At 68.3% G+C, this 18,108-nt stretch carries 19 protein-coding genes; 10 read left to right on the forward strand and 9 right to left on the reverse strand.

Going from position 1 to position 18,108, the window contains the following annotated elements:
• Nucleotides 1-10 precede the first annotated feature (10 nt).
• From ACR65J_RS14060 to ACR65J_RS14075, 4 genes are all read right to left on the reverse strand, one after another.
• Nucleotides 11-739, reverse strand: coding sequence for an SRPBCC family protein (locus ACR65J_RS14060; protein WP_440169980.1), 729 nt, complete (start codon nt 737-739; stop codon nt 11-13).
• Nucleotides 740-834: 95 nt separating this feature from the next.
• Nucleotides 835-1,866, reverse strand: coding sequence for a DUF6707 family protein (locus ACR65J_RS14065; RefSeq protein WP_440169982.1), 1,032 nt, complete (start codon nt 1,864-1,866; stop codon nt 835-837).
• A gap of 88 nt (nt 1,867-1,954) precedes the next feature.
• Entirely contained in the window at nt 1,955-2,494 is a 540-nt protein-coding gene (locus tag ACR65J_RS14070; RefSeq protein WP_141158190.1) for an NUDIX hydrolase family protein, read from the reverse strand.
• A 9-nt stretch (nt 2,495-2,503) separates the two neighbouring features.
• Nucleotides 2,504-3,256, reverse strand: coding sequence for a VOC family protein (locus tag ACR65J_RS14075; protein WP_440169985.1), 753 nt, complete (start codon nt 3,254-3,256; stop codon nt 2,504-2,506).
• A gap of 105 nt (nt 3,257-3,361) precedes the next feature.
• Between ACR65J_RS14075 and ACR65J_RS14080 the strand changes: the two genes are divergently transcribed.
• Entirely contained in the window at nt 3,362-3,964 is a 603-nt protein-coding gene (locus tag ACR65J_RS14080; protein ID WP_440169988.1) for a YdeI/OmpD-associated family protein, read from the forward strand.
• A 16-nt stretch (nt 3,965-3,980) separates the two neighbouring features.
• On the opposite strand, the gene ACR65J_RS14085 is transcribed toward ACR65J_RS14080, so the two are convergent.
• Nucleotides 3,981-5,339 (reverse strand): glycoside hydrolase family 76 protein, encoded by a 1,359-nt coding sequence (locus tag ACR65J_RS14085; protein WP_440169991.1) that lies wholly within the window; start codon nt 5,337-5,339, stop codon nt 3,981-3,983.
• Nucleotides 5,340-5,473: 134 nt separating this feature from the next.
• Here ACR65J_RS14085 and ACR65J_RS14090 point away from each other — a divergent pair, with 134 nt between their 5' ends.
• Complete coding sequence (locus ACR65J_RS14090) at nt 5,474-6,268, forward strand: 3-hydroxyacyl-CoA dehydrogenase (RefSeq protein ID WP_440169994.1); 795 nt, start codon at nt 5,474-5,476, stop codon at nt 6,266-6,268.
• Nucleotides 6,265-7,470: an acyl-CoA dehydrogenase family protein gene (locus tag ACR65J_RS14095; protein ID WP_440169996.1), complete on the forward strand. Its 1,206-nt coding sequence runs from the start codon at nt 6,265-6,267 to the stop codon at nt 7,468-7,470. The genes ACR65J_RS14090 and ACR65J_RS14095 overlap by 4 nt, the downstream gene beginning before the upstream one ends.
• Here ACR65J_RS14095 and ACR65J_RS14100 read toward each other — a convergent pair.
• Nucleotides 7,467-8,309 (reverse strand): DUF1684 domain-containing protein, encoded by an 843-nt coding sequence (locus ACR65J_RS14100; protein WP_440169999.1) that lies wholly within the window; start codon nt 8,307-8,309, stop codon nt 7,467-7,469. The genes ACR65J_RS14095 and ACR65J_RS14100 overlap by 4 nt on opposite strands.
• Between ACR65J_RS14100 and ACR65J_RS14105 the strand changes: the two genes are divergently transcribed.
• The 3 genes from ACR65J_RS14105 (at nt 8,308) to ACR65J_RS14115 (ending at nt 12,288) form a co-directional block, all read left to right on the forward strand.
• The gene (locus ACR65J_RS14105; RefSeq protein ID WP_440170001.1) at nt 8,308-8,940 is read left to right on the forward strand and encodes a hypothetical protein; all 633 of its coding nucleotides are present in this window, start codon (nt 8,308-8,310) and stop codon (nt 8,938-8,940) included. The two genes, ACR65J_RS14100 and ACR65J_RS14105, sit on opposite strands and share 2 nt — an antisense overlap.
• Nucleotides 8,941-9,053: 113 nt before the next feature.
• A complete protein-coding gene (ppc, locus tag ACR65J_RS14110; protein ID WP_440170003.1) occupies nt 9,054-11,861 on the forward strand; it encodes a phosphoenolpyruvate carboxylase in 2,808 nt (935 codons plus the stop codon).
• Nucleotides 11,862-11,982: 121 nt separating this feature from the next.
• Nucleotides 11,983-12,288 (forward strand): hypothetical protein, encoded by a 306-nt coding sequence (locus tag ACR65J_RS14115; RefSeq protein ID WP_440170006.1) that lies wholly within the window; start codon nt 11,983-11,985, stop codon nt 12,286-12,288.
• Here the strand turns inward: ACR65J_RS14115 and ACR65J_RS14120 are convergent.
• Nucleotides 12,285-12,908, reverse strand: coding sequence for a DedA family protein (locus tag ACR65J_RS14120; RefSeq protein ID WP_440170008.1), 624 nt, complete (start codon nt 12,906-12,908; stop codon nt 12,285-12,287). The two genes, ACR65J_RS14115 and ACR65J_RS14120, sit on opposite strands and share 4 nt — an antisense overlap.
• Nucleotides 12,909-12,942: 34 nt before the next feature.
• Here ACR65J_RS14120 and ACR65J_RS14125 point away from each other — a divergent pair, with 34 nt between their 5' ends.
• The gene (locus ACR65J_RS14125; protein ID WP_440170010.1) at nt 12,943-13,473 is read left to right on the forward strand and encodes an O-acetyl-ADP-ribose deacetylase; all 531 of its coding nucleotides are present in this window, start codon (nt 12,943-12,945) and stop codon (nt 13,471-13,473) included.
• Here the strand turns inward: ACR65J_RS14125 and ACR65J_RS14130 are convergent.
• Entirely contained in the window at nt 13,445-14,452 is a 1,008-nt protein-coding gene (locus ACR65J_RS14130) for an RluA family pseudouridine synthase (RefSeq protein ID WP_440170140.1), read from the reverse strand. The genes ACR65J_RS14125 and ACR65J_RS14130 overlap by 29 nt on opposite strands.
• Nucleotides 14,453-14,564: 112 nt before the next feature.
• Between ACR65J_RS14130 and ACR65J_RS14135 the strand changes: the two genes are divergently transcribed.
• Together ACR65J_RS14135 and ACR65J_RS14140 are read left to right on the forward strand one after the other, a co-directional pair.
• Complete coding sequence (locus tag ACR65J_RS14135; RefSeq protein WP_440170013.1) at nt 14,565-15,203, forward strand: helix-turn-helix domain-containing protein; 639 nt, start codon at nt 14,565-14,567, stop codon at nt 15,201-15,203.
• Nucleotides 15,200-15,892, forward strand: a complete 693-nt coding sequence (locus ACR65J_RS14140) for an SRPBCC domain-containing protein (protein ID WP_440170015.1) — start codon at nt 15,200-15,202, stop codon at nt 15,890-15,892. The genes ACR65J_RS14135 and ACR65J_RS14140 overlap by 4 nt, the downstream gene beginning before the upstream one ends.
• Nucleotides 15,893-15,939: 47 nt before the next feature.
• On the opposite strand, the gene yczR is transcribed toward ACR65J_RS14140, so the two are convergent.
• Nucleotides 15,940-17,421 carry a MocR-like transcription factor YczR gene (gene yczR / locus ACR65J_RS14145; protein ID WP_440170018.1) on the reverse strand — a complete coding sequence of 494 codons (1,482 nt, stop codon included), beginning with the start codon at nt 17,419-17,421 and terminating at the stop codon, nt 15,940-15,942.
• Nucleotides 17,422-17,481: 60 nt separating this feature from the next.
• On the opposite strand from yczR, the gene yczE reads away from it, so the two are divergent.
• The gene (gene yczE / locus ACR65J_RS14150; RefSeq protein ID WP_440170020.1) at nt 17,482-18,102 is read left to right on the forward strand and encodes a membrane protein YczE; all 621 of its coding nucleotides are present in this window, start codon (nt 17,482-17,484) and stop codon (nt 18,100-18,102) included.
• Nucleotides 18,103-18,108: the final 6 nt, after the last annotated feature.

Genomic DNA, 18,108 nt, shown 5'->3' on the forward strand with positions numbered 1-18,108 from the left:
GCCCGTAAGCTCAGCTGGCCGGCTCCGAGGCCGGGTAGTTACCGGACCGCCAGGTGTCCCAGGATTTCCGGATGGCGTCGAAGGCGCCGGCGCCAAGATCGTACGTGGAAGCGATGATCAGCGAGCCTTCACCTTCCGCGCGGACATCCTTGATGGCTGGATGGTCTGCCACCACCAGCAGCCCCTCGCCGTGCTCCGCGTAGCTGTGTACCGTGAGCCCTACCTGGTGGCTGGTCCGGTACCAGACCTTGCCGCTGATCTCTTCGCCGGTGTCCAGCGTCAGCTGGTACGGCTCACCCGGCGCCGGCAGGTCCGCCAGTCCCAGCTTGTCGATGGCGGAGCCCTTGCCCTCGGTCAGGTGCAGGAACAGGGTGTGGCGCTTGCCGTGCGGGTGGCGTTCCAGGGCGAAGCGGAGCTGCTGCAGGAAGGTCAGCCAGCCCTGTGTGATGTCCTCGTCCCAGGCAGCCCATTCGGAGTCATGGTCCATGGCGCCGCGGGTGACGCTGACCCGTGTTCCGCCGGCCTCCGGGTGAAGCTCAAACGTGTCCCCGCCGTGCACGGTGAGGCTGGTGTGGTCCGGGGCTTCCTGCACGTCGCTGGAAAAGTAGATCTCCTTGATCTCGGATTCCAGGTCCTCGGCCTGCCAGCCATGCCACTGGGCCACCTTGGACGGTTCACGCAGCATGGTCCAGACCTGCGGCGCGTCGGCGTTGATCACTACGCTGAGATTGTTGGTCATAGCCCCGAATGTACGCCCCGGACATAGCCTCGGGTAGGGGTAATTTCCCTACGCCGGGAGGCGCCTGCAAGGCAGCCCGGAAGACGCCCCGCGGGTCAGGAGCGGACGGCCTCCAGCTCGTTGCTGATGCGCCGTTCCAGTTCGGACATCCCAATAGTTTCCGAGCCGCCGTGAGCCCGCAGGAACAGCAGTGATTCCAGCCGCAGCAGCCGCCATTCACGCTCCGCGTCCTGGTTGGAGTTGTCGATCGAGCGGAAGATTTCCTTGTCGTACAGGTTGGGCTCGTTGAGCGAGCGCTGCCGCACCTTGGCCGCCATCCGTGCCTTGAACGGGTCCGTCTCCTGGTTTTCCGGGGTGCGGATCAGTTTCTCGTAGACCTCGGCGCGTTCGTCCTGGCCATCCTGCCGGCAGATGTAGCTGGCCAGCGCGAGGGCTGCCTCCACCGAGGTCCACCGGCCCGGGTTTCCGTCATAGGGCAGCACGGTGATCAGGTCCGCCACCGACAACGCGCCGTCGGCGTCCTTGAGCGCGATGAACAGTTCGTGCGCCAGGTCGCTGAGGTCCTTCAGGCAGCTTCCCGACTTGAAGTTGACGCCCTTGGAGAGCCTGTCGGTCAGGAGCAGGACGCCCTCCGCATCCGGGTGCGCCTCCGCGGCGGCCTCCACCACGGACTCGGGGGTGCCGGCCGGTGCGGGGATGAGTGCCAGTTCCTCCTCGCTGGGCCCGGTCACCGCGGGCGGCACGGGCGGGAGGGGAGGGACGACGACGGCGGGCGCCACAGCGATGGGCCCGGTCCCGGCGCCGGGCTGCTCCTGCGGGCCGTCGTTGGGTGCGCCGGTCTCCACCGGCGGTGTGGGCTCCGGAAGGTTGGCCGGCAGCGGAAGCTGGGTGACGTCGTCGTGCGCTCCGTCCACCACGGTGACCATGGTGCCGATGGCCACCCGCAGCGTCCCGCCGCCGGAAAGGCTCGCCAGCACCAGTGCGGGGGAGCCGAAGTCGTCGTGCTCAAGCTCCACCTGGTCGATTTCGGCGGTGCGCCGGCCGTCGGGGAGGAGGATGTGGCTGCCGGTGGTCAGAGATCCAGCCTGCTGTTCACGGTGGTGCCTGGCGGCTGGTGATTCGGTCATGGGAGTCCTTAAGTTCTCTTGCGGTCCGCCCTACAGTCTACAAAGGCGGGCACTCAAAACCGGGGACCCCCACGTCCCGGCGGGGTGGTCAGAAGCCCACGCCGGCGAACGCCAGGGCCTGCCGGATCAGGCCGCCGCGGCCGCCGGAAAACTCCATCTGGACGCCCGGGCTGAGGACTTCCTCCGGGGTCATCCAGGTCAATTCCAGCGCGTCCTGGCGGGGCTCGCACTCACCCGTCACCGGGATGACGTAGGCCAAAGACACGGCGTGTTGCCGCTCGTCCGTGAACCCGGTCTGGGACGGTGCAGGGAAATATTCGGCAACCGTGAACGGGACCGGGCTGAGCGGCAGCTGGGGGAATGCCAGGGGGCCCAGGTCCTTTTCCATGTGCCGCAGCAGGGCGGCACGGATGGTCTCGCGGTAGATGACGCGGCCGGACACCAACGAGCGCACCATGGTCCCGTCCGCGTCCGCCTGCAGCAGGGTGCCCACTTCGTTGACGTATCCCAGTGGGTCCAGCCGGACCGGTACTGCCTCGACGTACACCATGGGCAGCCGCCCCCGCGCCTCAAAGAGGTCTTCTTCAGAGAGCCAGCCGGGATTCGGGTCAGGTGTGCGCACGTTCATGCTTAAGTTCTACCCCATGGGGCGCCGCTGGGAGATCCACACCGTGGCGGGCGCGTTGGGGCTGCCTGCATCGGGATTGGCCACATGGAGGGTGCTTCCAAACGCCTCCTCGGTCAGGCTGGCGGTGAGGCCCGCTGCGGTGAGGCGCTCCTGTAACGGTTCCAGGCCGCCGTCGTACTCGAACCCCAAACCTGCCCTGGACGGTCCGGTGGCCGGCCGCACCAGGAGGACGCCGCCGTTTTTGGTTGTGAAATCGGCGGTCTCGTCATTGTCCGGGACGGGGCGGGGGCGGGCGCCGACGTGCAGCAGCGTGCGGACGGCTCCCTCCGGGTCCGGGGTGTACCAGACTGCCGCGACGGCCAGGGCGGGATCGGCGTCGGCGCACTGGGCAAAGTGGGCGGCCTTGTCAGCGAGGAAGCTGAACCCGTCCGGCGCGCTGATCCTGCAGGCTTCGCCGTGGTCCGCGGTGACGAGTTCCGCGGGTCCGGTGCCTTCCGCCGCTTCCCCCTGTGGGGAGTCCTCCTGGGCCGACAGGTTCGTGCGCCGGGCGAACTCGGCCAAGTCGCCCACCTCAACGGCCAGCACGGTCCGGCCATCCTGCCCGGAACCCGCTTCTGCAGGGTGGAGTGCCAGCCGCCCTGAGCCCGAATCGAAGACCGTCCACCCGCCGTCGTCCTCAGTTTGTACCATGCCCAGGGCTGTGAGGAGCTGCTTCCAAGACTCGGTGCGGGAGGTGAAATGGACGGGGCGGACTCGGAGCATGGCGTTGTCCTCAGGTGGTGGACGGGTCTGTAGGGCCATGATGCCACGTGAAGCCCGGGTGCACACGGGCCTTGTGGCATGGGATTCCACGGGCAGAATGGGGCCATGGCCGATGACCTTGAGGAACTGCTGGTGCCCGATGCCGCTGCCTGGCGCGCGTGGCTGGAAGAGAACCACCGGACCAGCCCGGGGGTGTGGCTGGTCCTGCACAAGAAGGGCGGCACGGTGACCGGCCTTGACTACCCTGCTGCCCTGGACGAGGCGCTGTGCTTTGGCTGGATCGACGGGCAGCTGCGCCGCAGGGACAACGAAAGCTCCTTCCAGCGGATGACGCCGCGGCGGCCCAGGAGCATCTGGTCGGCCCGGAACGTGGGGCACATCGCCCGGCTGGAGGAGGCCGGGAAGATGACCGACGCCGGCAGGGCAGCAGTGGAGGCCGCCAAGGCCGACGGCCGCTGGGACGCGGCCTACGGCGGTCAGGCCAACGTCGAAGTTCCCGCAGACCTGGCAGCCGCCATCGCCGCCAACCCGGCGGCGCAGGCCACGTTCGACGTCCTGACGAAAACCAACCTGTTCTCCCTGGTGTACCGGACGAATTCGGCCAAGCAGGCGGCCACCCGGGAGCGGAGGATCGCAGGTTTCGTTGACATGCTGGCCCGTGGCGAGACGCCCTACCCGCAGAAGAAGCGTCCCGCCGGGCAGGACTAGCGGAACTGAGTGCCGGCTAGGTACCGGCCGGGGGAGTGCCGCCGGGAGGGGCGGCGGCGGTGACGGCTGCCGCGGCTTCCAGCGCCATCCATGCCTGGAGCTGGGTGGAAAGTTCGACGGCGGCTCCCGGCGGATACGTTGCTGCCGCCGGTTGGACGGCGTGCAGCGAGAAGACGCTCCTGCCTTCCCGCCCGGCCCCCGCCTCGCCGGCACCCACGGGTCGCCGCCCGGACCAGAATGCCTCAGCGGTGTCGGTGACCAGTCGCGCAGCCGTGCTGCGGGTGGCCTCGGAAAGCCGGCGGTCTGCTGCGGCGAGTGCCAGGTAACGGCAGAGGATCCCGGTGAAGAGGCCGCCGTCGCCGGTTCCTTCACAGCGCAGCACGGAACCACTGCGCAGCACGGAATCACGGCACAGCACGGAACCGCCGGAGCCGGCGGCGGCAGAGGGCCCGGCACTGTCCGCCGGGACGGTCAGCAGCCGCTGCACGGCGTCCACCAGGACCGCCGCCCGGGCCAGGTTCGCCTCGCCTCCCAGTTCCAGGAGTGCGCCCAGCACCGGGCCCTGGTTGTAGGTGTACACCGCCCGTTCCAGCACCACCTCTCCGGCGGGATTCAGGCGGGCGCCGTCAAGGTAGAGGGCCTGGTCCGGGTCGAAGAGGGTGGCGTCAAGCCAGTCCAGCAGCGCCTGGGCCTTGGCGTGCTGGCCGGTGCGGGCATAGAACAGGGCCACCGGCGCCGTGGCGGGGGTGTTCTTGAAGTCCCGCTTCTTGCTCCAGAACGTCCCGCCGCCCAGGTCGTCAGTGCAGGCTGCGTCGAACTGCAGCGTCAGGGCAGCGCGGACGGCGGCGTTGCGGCGGCGGCCGGGACGCCGTGTCTCCTCGGCGAGCCGGTCCAGGCGGAGGGTTGCCAGCGCAAGCCACGCCATGTCGTCGTAGTAGCTGTTCACGAAGGTCAGGGCGTTGCGGAGCCTGATCCCGGTGACCAGCCGCGAGGCCAGGTGCCCCGCGCTGGGCCTGTCCGGGCCGTTGAACCGGGCCGTGGGAGTGGCTCCGCCACCAAGCTCCCGCCGTCCGGTGTCCACCAGGCAGTCAACATAATGAGCCTGCCACCAGTAGTGCCACGGCAGGACCAGTGCGGCGGCGGGTCTGAATCGCCGCAGTGCGGCCACCCACCGCGGAGCGGTTTGGGTGCCCGGCTCCTGCTGTCCGGCCGGGGTCTGTCCTTGCCGCGCCGGATGTCTGCCCTGCCACACCACGGCCCCCAGGTGGGTTCCGGGCAGGAACAGCAGTTTCCGGCCGAACAGGGCGGTCACTGACCGGGCCGCGTGGTTCGCCCTGTCCTGCCAGGCGGTCAAGGAGGTGCTGCTGGACGTCATGCCGTCCACCCTAACCGCGCGGCCGGAGCCGGGAGGGCGGGGGGTGAGTGCGGCGGCGCCGCATTTCAGTTAACATTCATTAACTGTTGCTCGAGGCCGCGCCGCGGCGTGGGGACACGCATCAAGGAGGATGTATGGACATCAAAGGCAGCGTCGCACTGGTGACAGGCGGCGCGTCCGGGCTGGGAGCAGCCACAGCGCAGCGATTGTTCGACGGCGGCGCCTCAGTAATGCTCGTTGACCTCCCTTCCTCGAACGGCCAGGCTCTGGCGGACGAACTCAACGGCCGCGCCGACGCCGGCCAGTCCGCCGTCTTCGCACCTGCGGACGTGACCAGCGAGGCTGACGTGAGGGCCGCCGTCGGGACCGCCGCGGGGCTGGGCCCGCTGCGGATCGTGGTGAACTGCGCGGGAATCGCCACCCCCGGCAAGGTCCTGGGACGCGACGGCGTGCTGCCCCTGGAAACCTTCAGCAGGGTCATCCAGGTCAACCTGATCGGGACCTTCAATGTCCTGCGGCTGGCGGCCGAAGCCATGGTGGCCACCGACCCCGCCACCACTGAGCTGGGCGGCCCGGAACGCGGCGTCATCATCAACACGGCCTCCGTCGCGGCCTTCGACGGGCAGATCGGCCAGCCCGCCTATTCCGCCTCCAAGGGCGCGGTGGCAGCCATGACGCTGCCCCTCGCGCGCGAGCTGGCGCGCTCGCTGGTCCGGGTGGTCACCATCGCGCCGGGCATCTTCGAGACCCCCATGATGGCCGGCCTGCCGCAGGAGGCCCAGGACTCGCTGGGCGCCCAGGTTCCGCACCCGTCCCGGCTGGGCAAGCCCGCGGAATACGCCAACCTGGTGGCGCACATCGTGGACAACGCGATGCTGAACGGCGAAACCATCCGCCTGGACGGCGCCATCCGGATGGGACCGAAATGAGCGCGCCGGACTCCCCGCAGCTGCCGGCAGCCGACTTTTTCGCCGTCGAAGCGATGCTGGGCCAGGCTGAACGGAACAAGCTGGCCGAACTGAGGGATTTCCTGGCCGCCGAGGTGGCACCCTACGCCGGGGACTGGTGGAACAAGGCCGAGTTCCCTGCGCACATCCTGCCGAAGCTGGCCGCACTCGAACTCAGTACGCCCGTGCACCGCGGCTACAGCCACCTGTTCGCAGGGCTGGTCATCGCGGAGATAACCCGGGTGGACACCTCCCTGGCCACGTTCTTCCTGGTCCACCACGATCTCTTTGTCGAGTCACTGCACACCTTCGGCACCGACGACCAGAAGCAGCGGCTGCTGGCCGACGCCTCGGAGCTTCGTACCACCGGCGCCTTCGCCCTCACCGAACCCCTGCACGGCTCCGACGTTGCGGGCGGCCTGGAGACCAAGGCACGGCGGATCTCGTCCACCACAGGAGAAGCGGACGACGACGGCGACACCTGGCTGCTGAACGGCGCTAAGCGGTGGATCGGCAACGGGACGTTCTGCGACTACATGCTGGTGTGGGCCCGGGACGAGGCGGACGGCTCGGTGCGCGGCTTCATTGTGGACGCCACGCTGCCGGGGGTCAGCCGGAGCAGGATCGAAAACAAGATCGCCCTGCGCACGGTCCAGAACGCGAACATCGAGTTCCAGGATGTGCGGGTGCCGGAAGCGGACCGTTTTGCCGGGATCAGCAGCTTCGAAGACACCAAGGAACTGCTCCGCAGCTCCCGGATCATGGTGGCCTGGCAGGCGGTGGGCCAGCAGCTGGCGGCGTTCGACGTTGCGCGTCAGTACGCTGTGGAACGCCAGCAGTTCGGCCGGCCGCTGGCCCATTTCCAGCTGATCCAGCAGCAGCTGGTGACCATGCTGGGCAACGCCGTGGCCAGCATGTCCATGATGGCCGGGATCGCCAGGCTGCAGGAGCAGGGCACCGCCGGCATGCCGCAGGTGGCGCTTGCCAAGTCCTACCTCAGTGCGCGCATGCGGGAGACCGTGGCGATGGGCCGCTCCATCCTGGGCGGAAACGGGATCGTCACCGACTACCGGATGGCCAAGATCTTCGCGGACGCGGAGGCCATCTACACGTACGAGGGCTCGTTCGAGGTCAATACCCTGATCGTGGGCCGGGCCATCACCGGAATCTCAGCCATTTCCTAAGCCGGATATGGTTCTTTCTCGCCGGCCTCCACCCGGATATCGAGGCTGTTGTTCTTCACCGGCATGGGGCACGTGCCGTAGGGGGTGAAGGCGCTGGGGTAGTTGATGGCCCGGTTGAAGTCCAGCACCACGGAGCCGTCAGGCCGGGGCCTGGGGAGTGAGAGCTTCCGCCACTCATCGGTGGTGCCGCCGTTGGTTTCGTCATGGAACGTGACGGTCAGGGCGCCGAGTTTCTCTTCCTCCGCCTGGAGCCGGAATTCGTGGCTGCTGCCGGGGAGGCGGAACACCACCTCGCCTACGCTGCGGTGCACGCCGTCAACCAACGGGTTCGCGGTGCCGATCGGCACATCCACCGGTGTCGGGTACGGTTCAAACCGGCCCGCCACTTCCCAGTCCGGGTTGTAGGGGTAGGTGGGGACGCCGTCGAATTCCGTGAAGACCGGTGAGGCGTTGTCCCGGGTGCGGATGGCGTACCGCCCGCCGCGCATGGCCAGCTCCACCACCACCTGGTGCCCGTCGGAGCCGCCGAACTGCACCCACATCAGCGAATCCTCGTCCGCCAGGACGGCTGATACGGTGCCGTCCACCTTTTCCCCCGTCCCCACCAGCGTGAGTCCGTCCGACGGGACTGCGGTGAGGAACGCCGTCGTGCCCGTGGCGTCGGTGGACCACAACCCAGGGGCAAGGTCGACGGCGGTGGGTGCGTCTTCGAGCCACTGGAAGGAGGTCAGGGTGAGCCAGCCGTGGGGCGTTGCCAGTGCCTTGTTGCGGTTGGCGCGGAAGCGCTGCCAGCGTTCCACCTTTGCGGCGGGGGTGGTGGCGGCTGGGATGCTGGTCATGGTTCCTTCCGGTTGCGTCTGCCCCCGCTACAACCGCCGGCCGGGCATGTTCATTCCGGCACTGGTTCTTCTGCCGGGGTTGAATAGGCGGGTGGACATCCTTGCCGGAGTGAATCGGGAGTGGCTGGCCGCCCTCACCTGGCTGGCGGCGGCGCTTGCCGGCGTGGGCGTGCTGGTGTGGCGGCGCCGTCGGGCGGACCTCGCAGCGCTTACCGCCGTCGTCGTCTTCATGGCAGCCAACGCGGGAGCCGGCATTTATGTCCTGAACCACTTGGCCGACGGCCGCTGGGGCGGGGATGCGCAGGCAAAGCTTGCCCCGCCCACGCTCTCTGGAACGCCAGTGGTGGGCCAATTCCTGCAGCCCCTCGACGGCGCCTTGGCAGGCATGGCCGGCGGCGTCAACGACTTCATCGATTTCCGCGCGGCGCTGCCCGTGGCAATGGACTTCTTTGCGGCCGCCGGCTGGGCCCTGGCCCTTTTGGTGCCGCTGGTGCTCGCCGCCGCCGTTGTCCAAGGCCGGAAGGCCCGCCGTCGCAATGCGGAGGCTGCTGCCATGTGTGGTGAGGTGGAAAAACTACGGGCTGAACTCGACGCCGTCAAACGGCATGTGGGATACCGCGACATGTTGTGAGACGGATTCCACAGAGGCGCGGCACCGGGGGTAGCATCTTTAGCTAGTAACGTGGCTCACAGTATCCAGCGCAGTGTACGAGCCAAGTCCGAATCCCTCGAAAGATTGTTTCAATGGCTCACACTGCAACACCTCCCGAGACCGACCTTGCCTCCGAACTGCGCGCTGATGTCCGGCGCGTGTCCACCCTGCTGGGCGAATCGCTGGTCCGCCAGCACGGACCGGAACTCCTGGACCTCGTGGAGCAGGTACGGCTCCTGACCAAGGAATCCAAGGAAGCGGCGCGCGGCGGTGCCCACGCCACCGGGCCCTGGAGCGCGCACGACGTCGTCGCCCAGGTCCGGGAACTCCTCGGCTCCCTGCCCATCGAGCAGGCAACCGACCTGGTGCGTGCCTTTGCCTTCTACTTCCACCTGGCCAACGCCGCCGAACAGGTGCACCGCGTCCGCGGGCTCCGGACCCGGGCCGAAAAGGACGGCTGGCTGGCCAAGACCGTGGCGGACATCGCCGCGCAGGCCGGCCCGGACGTGCTGCAGGAAGTGGTCAACGGGCTGGACGTGCGTCCCATCTTCACCGCCCACCCCACCGAGGCGTCCCGCCGCTCCGTCCTGGACAAGATCCGGAAGCTTTCCGATGTCCTGTCCCAGTCCACTGCCGAGGGGTCCACCGGCAGGCGCCGGCAGGACCGGCAGCTGGCCGAGATCATCGACCAGATGTGGCAGACCGACGAGCTGCGCCAAGTGCGGCCCACCCCCGTGGACGAGGCCCGGAACGCCATCTACTACCTGGGCGGCATCCTCACCGACGCGATGCCCGAAATGCTGTCCGAACTCTCCGAGCTGCTGGGCGAGCACGGCGTCACCCTGGCCTCCAAGGACGCTCCCATCCGGTTCGGCTCCTGGATCGGCGGCGACCGTGACGGCAACCCGAATGTCACCGCCGCGGTGACCCGCGAGATCCTGCAGATCCAGAACCAGAGCGCCATCCGGATCAGCATCGGCATGATCGACGAACTGATTTCCATCCTGTCCAACTCCACGGCCCTGGCAGGGGCGGACCAGCCGCTCCTGGACTCCATCGACGAGGACCTGAAGAAGCTGCCCGGCCTGGACAAGCGGGTCCTGGAGCTGAACGCCCAGGAGCCCTACCGGCTCAAGCTCACCTGCATCAAGGCCAAGCTCATCAACACGGGCAAGCGGGTGGCCGCCAACTCGAACCACGAGCATGGCCGCGACTACAGCGGAACCGACGAGCTCATGGCGGACCTGAACCTGCTGGAGCTCTCGCTCCGCAACCACTCCGCGGCCCTGGCGGCGGACGGCTCCCTGGCCCGCGTCCGCCGCGCCATCGCCTCCTTCGGCCTTCACCTGGCCACCCTGGACATCCGCGAACACGCTGACCACCACCATGACGCCGTTGGCCAGCTGATGGACCGGATCGGCGGCCCCGGCCTGCGCTACGCCGAGCTGAGCCGTGAGGAGCGCTTCGAGGTGCTCGGCTCCGAGCTGGCGTCCCGCCGCCCGCTGTCCGGCCACCCGATCAAGCTCGACGGCGCCGCCGACGGCACTTACGACGTCTTCCGCGAGATCCGCCGGGCCCTGCGCATGTACGGCCCGGACGTCATCGAGACCTACATCATCTCCATGACCCGCGGCGCCGACGACGTCCTGGCCGCGGCCGTCCTGGCGCGCGAAGCCGGCCTGGTGAACCTCTTTGGCGACAAGCCCTACGCGAAGCTGGGGTTCGCGCCGCTGCTGGAGACGGTGGAGGAACTCCGGGCCTCGGCCGAGATCATCGACCAGCTGCTCTCCGACCCCTCCTACCGCGAGCTGGTGCGCCTTCGCGGTGACATCCAGGAAGTGATGCTGGGCTACTCGGACTCCAACAAGGAATCCGGCGTGATGACCAGCCAGTGGGAGATCCACAAGACCCAGCGCAAGCTGCGCGACGTCGCCGCCAAGCACGGGGTGCGGGTCCGCCTGTTCCATGGCCGCGGTGGGTCCGTGGGCCGCGGCGGCGGGCCGACCTACGACGCCATCCTGGCCCAGCCCCACGGTGTCCTGGAAGGCGAAATCAAGTTCACCGAACAGGGTGAGGTCATCTCGGACAAGTACTCCCTGCCCGAGCTGGCACGCGAAAACCTCGAGCTGTCCCTGGCCGCCGTGCTGCAGGGGTCCGCCCTGCACCGGGACCCGCGGACCTCCGAGGACCAGCGCGAGCGCTACGGGCACGTCATGGAAGCCATTTCGGACGCGGCCTTTGACCGGTACCGGACGCTGATCGACCACCCGGACCTGCCTGCCTACTTCATGGCCTCCACCCCGGTGGAGCAGCTGGGCTCCCTCAACATCGGTTCCCGCCCGTCCAAGCGGCCGGACTCCGGCGCCGGGCTGGGCGGCCTGCGTGCCATCCCGTGGGTGTTCGGCTGGACCCAGTCACGGCAGATCGTGCCCGGCTGGTTTGGCGTGGGCTCCGGGCTCAAGGCGGCACGCGAGGCCGGACACTCCGCGCAGTTGGTGGAAATGATGGACCACTGGCACTTCTTCCGCTCGGTGCTGTCCAACGTGGAAATGACGCTCGCCAAGACCGACATGGACATCGCCGGCTACTACGTGGCCACCCTGGTTCCGGAGGAGCTGCACCACCTGTTCCGGACCATCCGCGAGGAGTACGAGCTCACCGTTGCCGAGGTCCAGAAGCTCACCGGCGAAAACCTGCTCCTGGACGCGCAGCCCACGCTGAAGCGCTCCCTGGAAATCCGCGACCAGTACCTGGACCCCATCAGCTACCTCCAGGTGGAACTCCTCCGCCGTATCCGCACGGAAGGCGAAATCAGCGGGGCCGAAATCGACGAACGCCTCCAGCGGGCCATGCTCATCACCGTCAACGGGGTGGCAGCCGGCCTCCGCAACACCGGGTAGAAACGCCCGCTCACTTTTGGCGGCTTTCCCCGAAACCCCCGCTCACTCTCCTGAAGAGAGTGAGCGGGGGTTTCGGTTTTGCACGCCGGATGTGAGCAGGCGTTTGGATAGGGTTGGGAGTATGCCTTCCTTCCAGACCCGCCTCAAGATCACCGGGCTCCGGCCGGGGAATCCACCGGAAGCCGTCATGGACGCGGCCGTGGAGGCGCTGGGCACCCGCCACCACGTGGAGGCGCACCAGCTGCAGATCGCCGGGGGAGTGCCGCAGCTGAACCTGCGCTTCCTCGTGGAGGCGAGGGAGTACAGCGGTGAGAACCGCCAGGCGGTGGAATCGGCAGCCATGATGCGCGACGCCGTCGAACGCGTTGCGCTGACGGGCCCGCTCAGCGTGTTGCGGCGTAGCCGCGGCAGGTGGCTGCCCGTCTAGCCTGCGTCGGGGAGGGGCTCGTCCTCCACCGGCGAGCGGTTGCCGCGGCGGCGCGTGACGAGGATGCCCACCACGGCGCCGATCACCAGGCCGAGCGCCACGCCGATGAGGGAGCTGGCCCAGAACGGCAGCTTGGTGGTTGATCCGGTGAAGTAGCCCAGGCCCACCAGCCAGCATGCCCACAGCACGGCGCCCAGGCCCGCGCACAGGCTGAAGCCGCGGACGGAAACGTTGGCCACGCCAGAGGCCGCCGAGGTGGCAAGCCGGCCGCCGGGAATGAACCTGGCGCCGATGATGGTGCCGTACGTTGAGGAACGGCCGGCCTTGGCCAGTGCCGCATGGATGCCGCTGTGGATGCGCCGGCCCCACTTCCACCGGTCCAGGACATGGCTCAGCCGCCGCCGGAAGAGGTGGAACACCAACATGTCGCCCAGCCACGACGCCACGGCCGCGAGCACCAGCACCAGGAACACGTTGGCCCGGCCGTCCGCGGACAGGGCGCCCCCGGTAATCACCAGCATCTCGGACGGGATGGGTGGAAAAATGGCATCGCCAATCACCACGGGGACGACCCAGAAGTAGAGGGCCGTCCCCCAGCTGTCAACGCTGCCGAAGTCCATTGCCACAAGGTACCGCACTTGGGAAACTGGCGGCATGCGGATCTCGGTTCTGCAGGGAGACATTACGCAGCGGCGGGTGGACGTGCTGGTGAACGCCGCCAACTCGTCGCTGCTCGGTGGCGGGGGAGTGGACGGGGCGCTGCACCGGGCAGCCGGGCCGGAACTGCTCGCGGCATGCAGGGAGCTGCGCGCCACAGGACTGCCGCACGGCCTCCAGACGGGCGCTGCGGTGGCAACACCCGCGTTCCGGCTGCCGGCCCGCTGGGTGATCCACACGGTGGGCCCCAACCGCCATGCCGGGCAGACCAACCGCGTGCTCCTGGTGTCCTGCTTCAGTGAAAGCCTTCGGCTGGCTGACACTTTGGGTGCCCGGGAGCTGGCCTTTCCGGCCGTGGGCGCGGGGGCCTACGGGTGGAGCGCCGTGGCCGTGGCGGAGGCAGCGCTGGACGCGGTGACGGGTTACCAGGCCTCACATCCAGCAAGCGGGCTGGAGCTGGTGGAATTCGTGCTGCGCACCGCGGAGGTGGAGGCGGTGTTCAGGGACGTGCTCGGGCCGCTTCGGTGAGTTCCAGCCTGCTGCGGTATTCCACAGGCGAGCCGGAGATTGGATCAACGAATTTGATGCCGCGCGCCAGGAGCTGGAGCGGCTTGGCGTAATCGTCGGGGGCCTTGTCCAGCAGGTCCGGGTAGAACGCGTCGTTCACGATCCCCAGTCCCAACGAGGCCATGTGGACCCGAAGCTGGTGGGTCTTGCCGGTGTGCGGCTCGAGCCGGTACCTGGCCAGGCGCTGTCCTGTCCGAATGGCGGCTGTGCCAGTGGCGCCCGTACCGCCGGCACCGGTGCCCGCGGCACCCGCCGACGGGCCGGCGTCGAACGTTTCCATCCTCTCAATCCTGGTTTCCGCGTTCGGCTCGCCGTCGATGACCTCCGCCAGCAGGTAGCTGCGGGACTTGGTCATTCGGTTGCGGACCACCACGGGAAAGTCGACGGCGGGGTGCCCCGGGGCAGGCTCGGCGGCGGACACACACTCGTACTCCTTCTGCACCTGCCGCTTCTCGAAGAGCACCTGGTACTTGCCCCGCGTTTGCGGGTTGGTGGAAAAGAGCAGGACACCAGCGGTCATGCGGTCCAGCCGGTGCATTGGGATGAGGTCCGGCAGGTCGAGCTGGTTCCTCAGGCGGACCAGGGCGGACTCCTGGATGTAAGTGCCGCCCGGGGTGGTGGGCAGGAAGTGCGGCTTGTCCACCACCAGCAGGTGGTGGTCCTGGTGCAGGATGCTGATCTCCACCGGAAGCCGCGTTTCCGGCGGCAGGGTGCGGTAGTACCAGATGAAGGTGTGGTCTTCGAGCTTGGTGTGCCGGCTCAAAGGGATGCCGCCCTCGCCAACAATCTCGCCGGCGTCGAACCTGTCCTCGATGCCTTGGGGGTCGATGTGGCCCCAGCGGTGCATCATGTAGTCCATTGCGGTCTCCCAGGGACCCTCCTCCGGAAGGCGCAGGCGCGTGGCGTTGACGCCGTCGCGCACGGGGAGGGGGGATTGCATCACCGGCCCATTCTACCGGCGCTGCTTTGGCCGGTCTGGCCAGCAGCATCCACCCCCTCCGAACACAAAAAAGTTCTTGACAAAAAAAGTTGTCGGTTGGCACACTTGAGGCATGCAGGACATCGCCGTCATCGAGGACCCGGCAGCCGCCGAAGCATCCTTGGATCCCATCCGTACCCGGATCCTGCGCGAGCTGGTCCAGCCGGCCTCGGCCACGCAGCTGGCGGTGCGGATCGGCCTGCCCCGGCAGAAAGTGAACTACCACCTCAAGGCACTGGAGCGGCACGGCCTGGTGGAACTCGTGGAGGAGCGGCGCAAAGGCAATGTAACCGAACGGGTCCTGCAGGCCACCGCCGCCTCCTACCTCATCTCACCCTCAGCGCTCGCCGCCGTGTCCCCGGACCCGGTCCGGTTCGCCGACCGTTTCTCGGCGTTTTGGCTCCTGGCGCTCGCCGGGCGGATGGTGCAGGAAGTGGGAAAGCTCATCGCCGGTGCCGCCGCTGCCAGGCAGAAGCTGGCCACGTTCGCGATCGACGGCGACATTACCTTCCGCACGGCGGCGGACAGGGCGGCATTCGCCGAGGAACTCGGCATCGAGGTCACACGGCTGGTGGACAAGTACCACGACGGCGGCGGGCCGCCCCGGGGCCGGCGGCACCGGCTCGTGGTGGCGCTGCACCCCGCCCTGAAAGAGGCCAGTGCCGTCAAAGCAACCAAACAATCCATAGAAGGCAAGGAGCAGGACAAATGAGCGAGAAACGGGACTTCGAAATCGTCCAGGACACCGAACTGCCCGGCACTCCCGGGCGGGTGTGGGAAGCCGTCACCAACGGAACGCCGGCCTGGATGTTCCCCACGGACCAATGGCCGGCAGTCAGGACCGTGGAGGAGTACCCCCACCACCTGGTGTCGCGGATGGACGGGCCGGACGGTTGGTTCAACCAGCTGGAGCACGTGCTGGAGCCGCTCGACGGCGGCCGTGCCACGCTCCACTACGTCCACAGCGGCATTTTCGCGGACAACTGGGACCAGCAGTACGACGGCGCCAGCCGCCACACCGAGTTCTACCTGCACACGCTGGGCCAGTACCTGCGGTATTTCGATGGCCGTCCCGTGGTGTTCACCGATGTCCAGGCCCCTGCGGCGTCCCAGGCAGCGGACGGCTTCACCCGGCTCCGGGATGCGCTGGGCGCCGGTTCCGTGGAGCAGGGCGCCTTGGTTGATGTGGAGCTCGACGGCGTGGGGCGCCTGGCGGGTGAAGTGGACTTCTCGAATGAGCACTTCCTGGGCATCCGCACCCCGGACGTGATGTACCGGTTCTTCGGCCGCAATGCATGGGGCGCTCCCGTTGGCATGACGGTGCACGATTTCAGCGGCGCTGGTGACACGGAGACCACGGCCAAGGCCTGGGGAGCCTTCCTGGAGCGCGTGTACGGGTAGCTCCCGCTTCCCGTTCCGGCGATTCCAGCGCTTCCAGTAGCGGTTGGTCAGGCTATGGCGACGGCGGGAGCCTGGGTCAGTGAGCGCCGCAGCTGGGGTGCGGCGTCCAGCCGGTCCTGGGCCGCCCGCAGCGCCAGGACTGCCGTCTCGAGCTTGTCCGGCGGGAGGGTGAAGGGCAGCCGCAGGTTGCGTTCAAAGGCGCCGCCGATGCCGAACCGGGGCCCGGCCGCCAGCCTGATGCCGTAGTCCGGGGCCAGGACGGTCAGGGCCGTGCTGATGGGGGCGGGCAGCCGGCACCATAGGGAGAGGCCGCCGGCGGGCGGCGTCACCTGCCAGGTGGGAAGGTGCTCCGCGAGGAGGCCGAGCAGTGTGGACCTGTTGCGGCGCAGCGTCTGCAGCAATGCGGGCAGGGGCTCCTCCAGCGCCCGTACCAGGTGTGCTGCCGCGAGCTGTTCCATGACGGGTCCGCCCAGGTCCAGGGTGGTGCGGGCGGCGGCAAACCGCTGGATCATGGACTCCGAGGCGCGGATCCAGCCGGTGCGCAGCCCTCCCCAGTGGGACTTGCTCAGTGACCCGATGGACACCACGGTGCTGCCGAAACCGGCCAGGGGAGTGGTGGCAATGCCGTCGAGGTTGAGGTGGCGGAGGGTTTCGTCCGCCACCAGCACGGTTCCGGCCGCGGCGGCCGCGCGGGCCAGCCGTCGGCGCTGGGCATCGGGCATGATCATGCCGGTGGGGTTGTGGAAATCCGGGACCAGGTAGGCGAGTTTTGGCTGTTGCTGGACCATGGCGGCTTCCATTGCGGGCAGGTCCCAGCCGGATTCGGCGAAGGCTACCGGGACCGGGCGGCACTTGGCGGAACGGATGGCATCGAGCGCGTGGGGATAGCTGGGGTGCTCCACCAGGATCCGGTCCTGCCGGTCTGCCAGGGTGCGGATGATGATGGTCAGGGCGTGCTGGGCGCCCGAGGTCACCATGATCTGGCCCGGCTGCGTTGGTACCCCGGCAGCTGAATAGCGGTCCGCAACCGCCTGCCGCAGCGGCAGCAGTCCCAGGGCGTCGTAGCCAAAGCCCGGCAGCAGCGCGGGCAGCTCCGTCAGTGCTGCGGCGAAAGCCCGGTGCACCACTTCGCCACTGGCGGGCAGCGCCGAATAAGCCAGGTCCACCAGTCCTCCGGGCGCGGTCAGTCCGGGTGCTGCCAGGGGACCGGCGGAAGGCGGTTGCGGACCGAACAGCGCCGGGCCAAAGGGGGTCAGCTCGGGAATGCGGGTCTTGCCGCGGCTGCCCTGGCCGCTGCTCAGGAAGCCCTGGTCCCGGAGGCTGGCGTAGGCGGCGGTGACGGTGGTCCGGCTGACTGCCAGGGTTGAGCAGAGTGAACGCTCGCTGGGCAGCGCGGTATCGAGCGGGATCCGGCCATCGAGGATGAGCAGCCGCACTACGTCAGCCAATTCGCGGTAAGCCGGCCCGGTTCCGCTGTTCCACGGGCCAAGGAGGCGGGACAAAGCGAGGGCAGAAAGGGCAGCAGCCATGTAGCCAGTATCTCAGACTGGATGTGGAATTGAATGCCAGTTTGCTGCGAGCATGGATCCATGATGACCCGCAGACTCGTCCAGCTCTTAATCGGCCTTGCCATGTACGGCATCTCCCTGGCCATATTCATCCGGGCAGGCCTGGGGCTGGACCCGTGGGACGTGTTCCACCAGGGACTGGCCAACCGGAGTGGACTGAGCATCGGGGTGGTGGTGATCGCCGTGAGTTTCCTGGTGCTGCTGCTGTGGATCCCGCTGCGCCAGATGCCCGGCTTTGGAACGCTCTGCAACGCCGTTCTGGTGGGCGTATTCGCGGACATCGGGCTGGCAGTGATCCCGCCGGTGACCCACCTGGCCGGCCAGATCGGCCTCCTCGCCGGGGCGGTGCTGATGAACGCGGTTGCCTCGGCCTGCTACATCGGCGCAGGCTTTGGGCCCGGTGCGCGCGACGGGCTGATGACGGGTTTGGCCCGGCGAACAGGATGGACCGTCCGGTTCTCCCGCACCCTCATCGAGATCACCGTGCTGGCGGCCGGCTGGCTTCTCGGCGGATCGGTCGGCGTGGGCACCGTGGTCTACGCCTTGGCGATCGGTCCCTTGGTGCACGTCCTGCTGCCGCGGTTCATAGTCGTGGCCAAGGACCACGCAACCGCCAAGGAATCCAGCACCGCGAACTGCTGACGTCGC

It is taken from the genome of Arthrobacter sp. SAFR-044, from assembly GCF_059414985.1.

Bases quoted from the DNA above. Each gene is read 5' to 3' on its own strand.
- ACR65J_RS14060 (WP_440169980.1), bottom strand. From the start codon at position 739: ATGACCAACAATCTCAGCGTAGTGATCAACGCCGACGCGCCGCAGGTC.
- ACR65J_RS14065 (WP_440169982.1), bottom strand. From the start codon at position 1,866: ATGACCGAATCACCAGCCGCCAGGCACCACCGTGAACAGCAGGCTGGA.
- ACR65J_RS14070 (WP_141158190.1), bottom strand. From the start codon at position 2,494: ATGAACGTGCGCACACCTGACCCGAATCCCGGCTGGCTCTCTGAAGAA.
- ACR65J_RS14075 (WP_440169985.1), bottom strand. From the start codon at position 3,256: ATGCTCCGAGTCCGCCCCGTCCATTTCACCTCCCGCACCGAGTCTTGG.
- ACR65J_RS14080 (WP_440169988.1), top strand. From the start codon at position 3,362: ATGGCCGATGACCTTGAGGAACTGCTGGTGCCCGATGCCGCTGCCTGG.
- ACR65J_RS14085 (WP_440169991.1), bottom strand. From the start codon at position 5,339: ATGACGTCCAGCAGCACCTCCTTGACCGCCTGGCAGGACAGGGCGAAC.
- ACR65J_RS14090 (WP_440169994.1), top strand. From the start codon at position 5,474: ATGGACATCAAAGGCAGCGTCGCACTGGTGACAGGCGGCGCGTCCGGG.
- ACR65J_RS14095 (WP_440169996.1), top strand. From the start codon at position 6,265: ATGAGCGCGCCGGACTCCCCGCAGCTGCCGGCAGCCGACTTTTTCGCC.
- ACR65J_RS14105 (WP_440170001.1), top strand. From the start codon at position 8,308: ATGGTTCCTTCCGGTTGCGTCTGCCCCCGCTACAACCGCCGGCCGGGC.
- ACR65J_RS14100 (WP_440169999.1), bottom strand. From the start codon at position 8,309: ATGACCAGCATCCCAGCCGCCACCACCCCCGCCGCAAAGGTGGAACGC.
- ppc (WP_440170003.1), top strand. From the start codon at position 9,054: ATGGCTCACACTGCAACACCTCCCGAGACCGACCTTGCCTCCGAACTG.
- ACR65J_RS14115 (WP_440170006.1), top strand. From the start codon at position 11,983: ATGCCTTCCTTCCAGACCCGCCTCAAGATCACCGGGCTCCGGCCGGGG.
- ACR65J_RS14120 (WP_440170008.1), bottom strand. From the start codon at position 12,908: ATGGACTTCGGCAGCGTTGACAGCTGGGGGACGGCCCTCTACTTCTGG.
- ACR65J_RS14125 (WP_440170010.1), top strand. From the start codon at position 12,943: ATGCGGATCTCGGTTCTGCAGGGAGACATTACGCAGCGGCGGGTGGAC.
- ACR65J_RS14130 (WP_440170140.1), bottom strand. From the start codon at position 14,452: ATGCAATCCCCCCTCCCCGTGCGCGACGGCGTCAACGCCACGCGCCTG.
- ACR65J_RS14135 (WP_440170013.1), top strand. From the start codon at position 14,565: ATGCAGGACATCGCCGTCATCGAGGACCCGGCAGCCGCCGAAGCATCC.
- ACR65J_RS14140 (WP_440170015.1), top strand. From the start codon at position 15,200: ATGAGCGAGAAACGGGACTTCGAAATCGTCCAGGACACCGAACTGCCC.
- yczR (WP_440170018.1), bottom strand. From the start codon at position 17,421: ATGGCTGCTGCCCTTTCTGCCCTCGCTTTGTCCCGCCTCCTTGGCCCG.
- yczE (WP_440170020.1), top strand. From the start codon at position 17,482: ATGATGACCCGCAGACTCGTCCAGCTCTTAATCGGCCTTGCCATGTAC.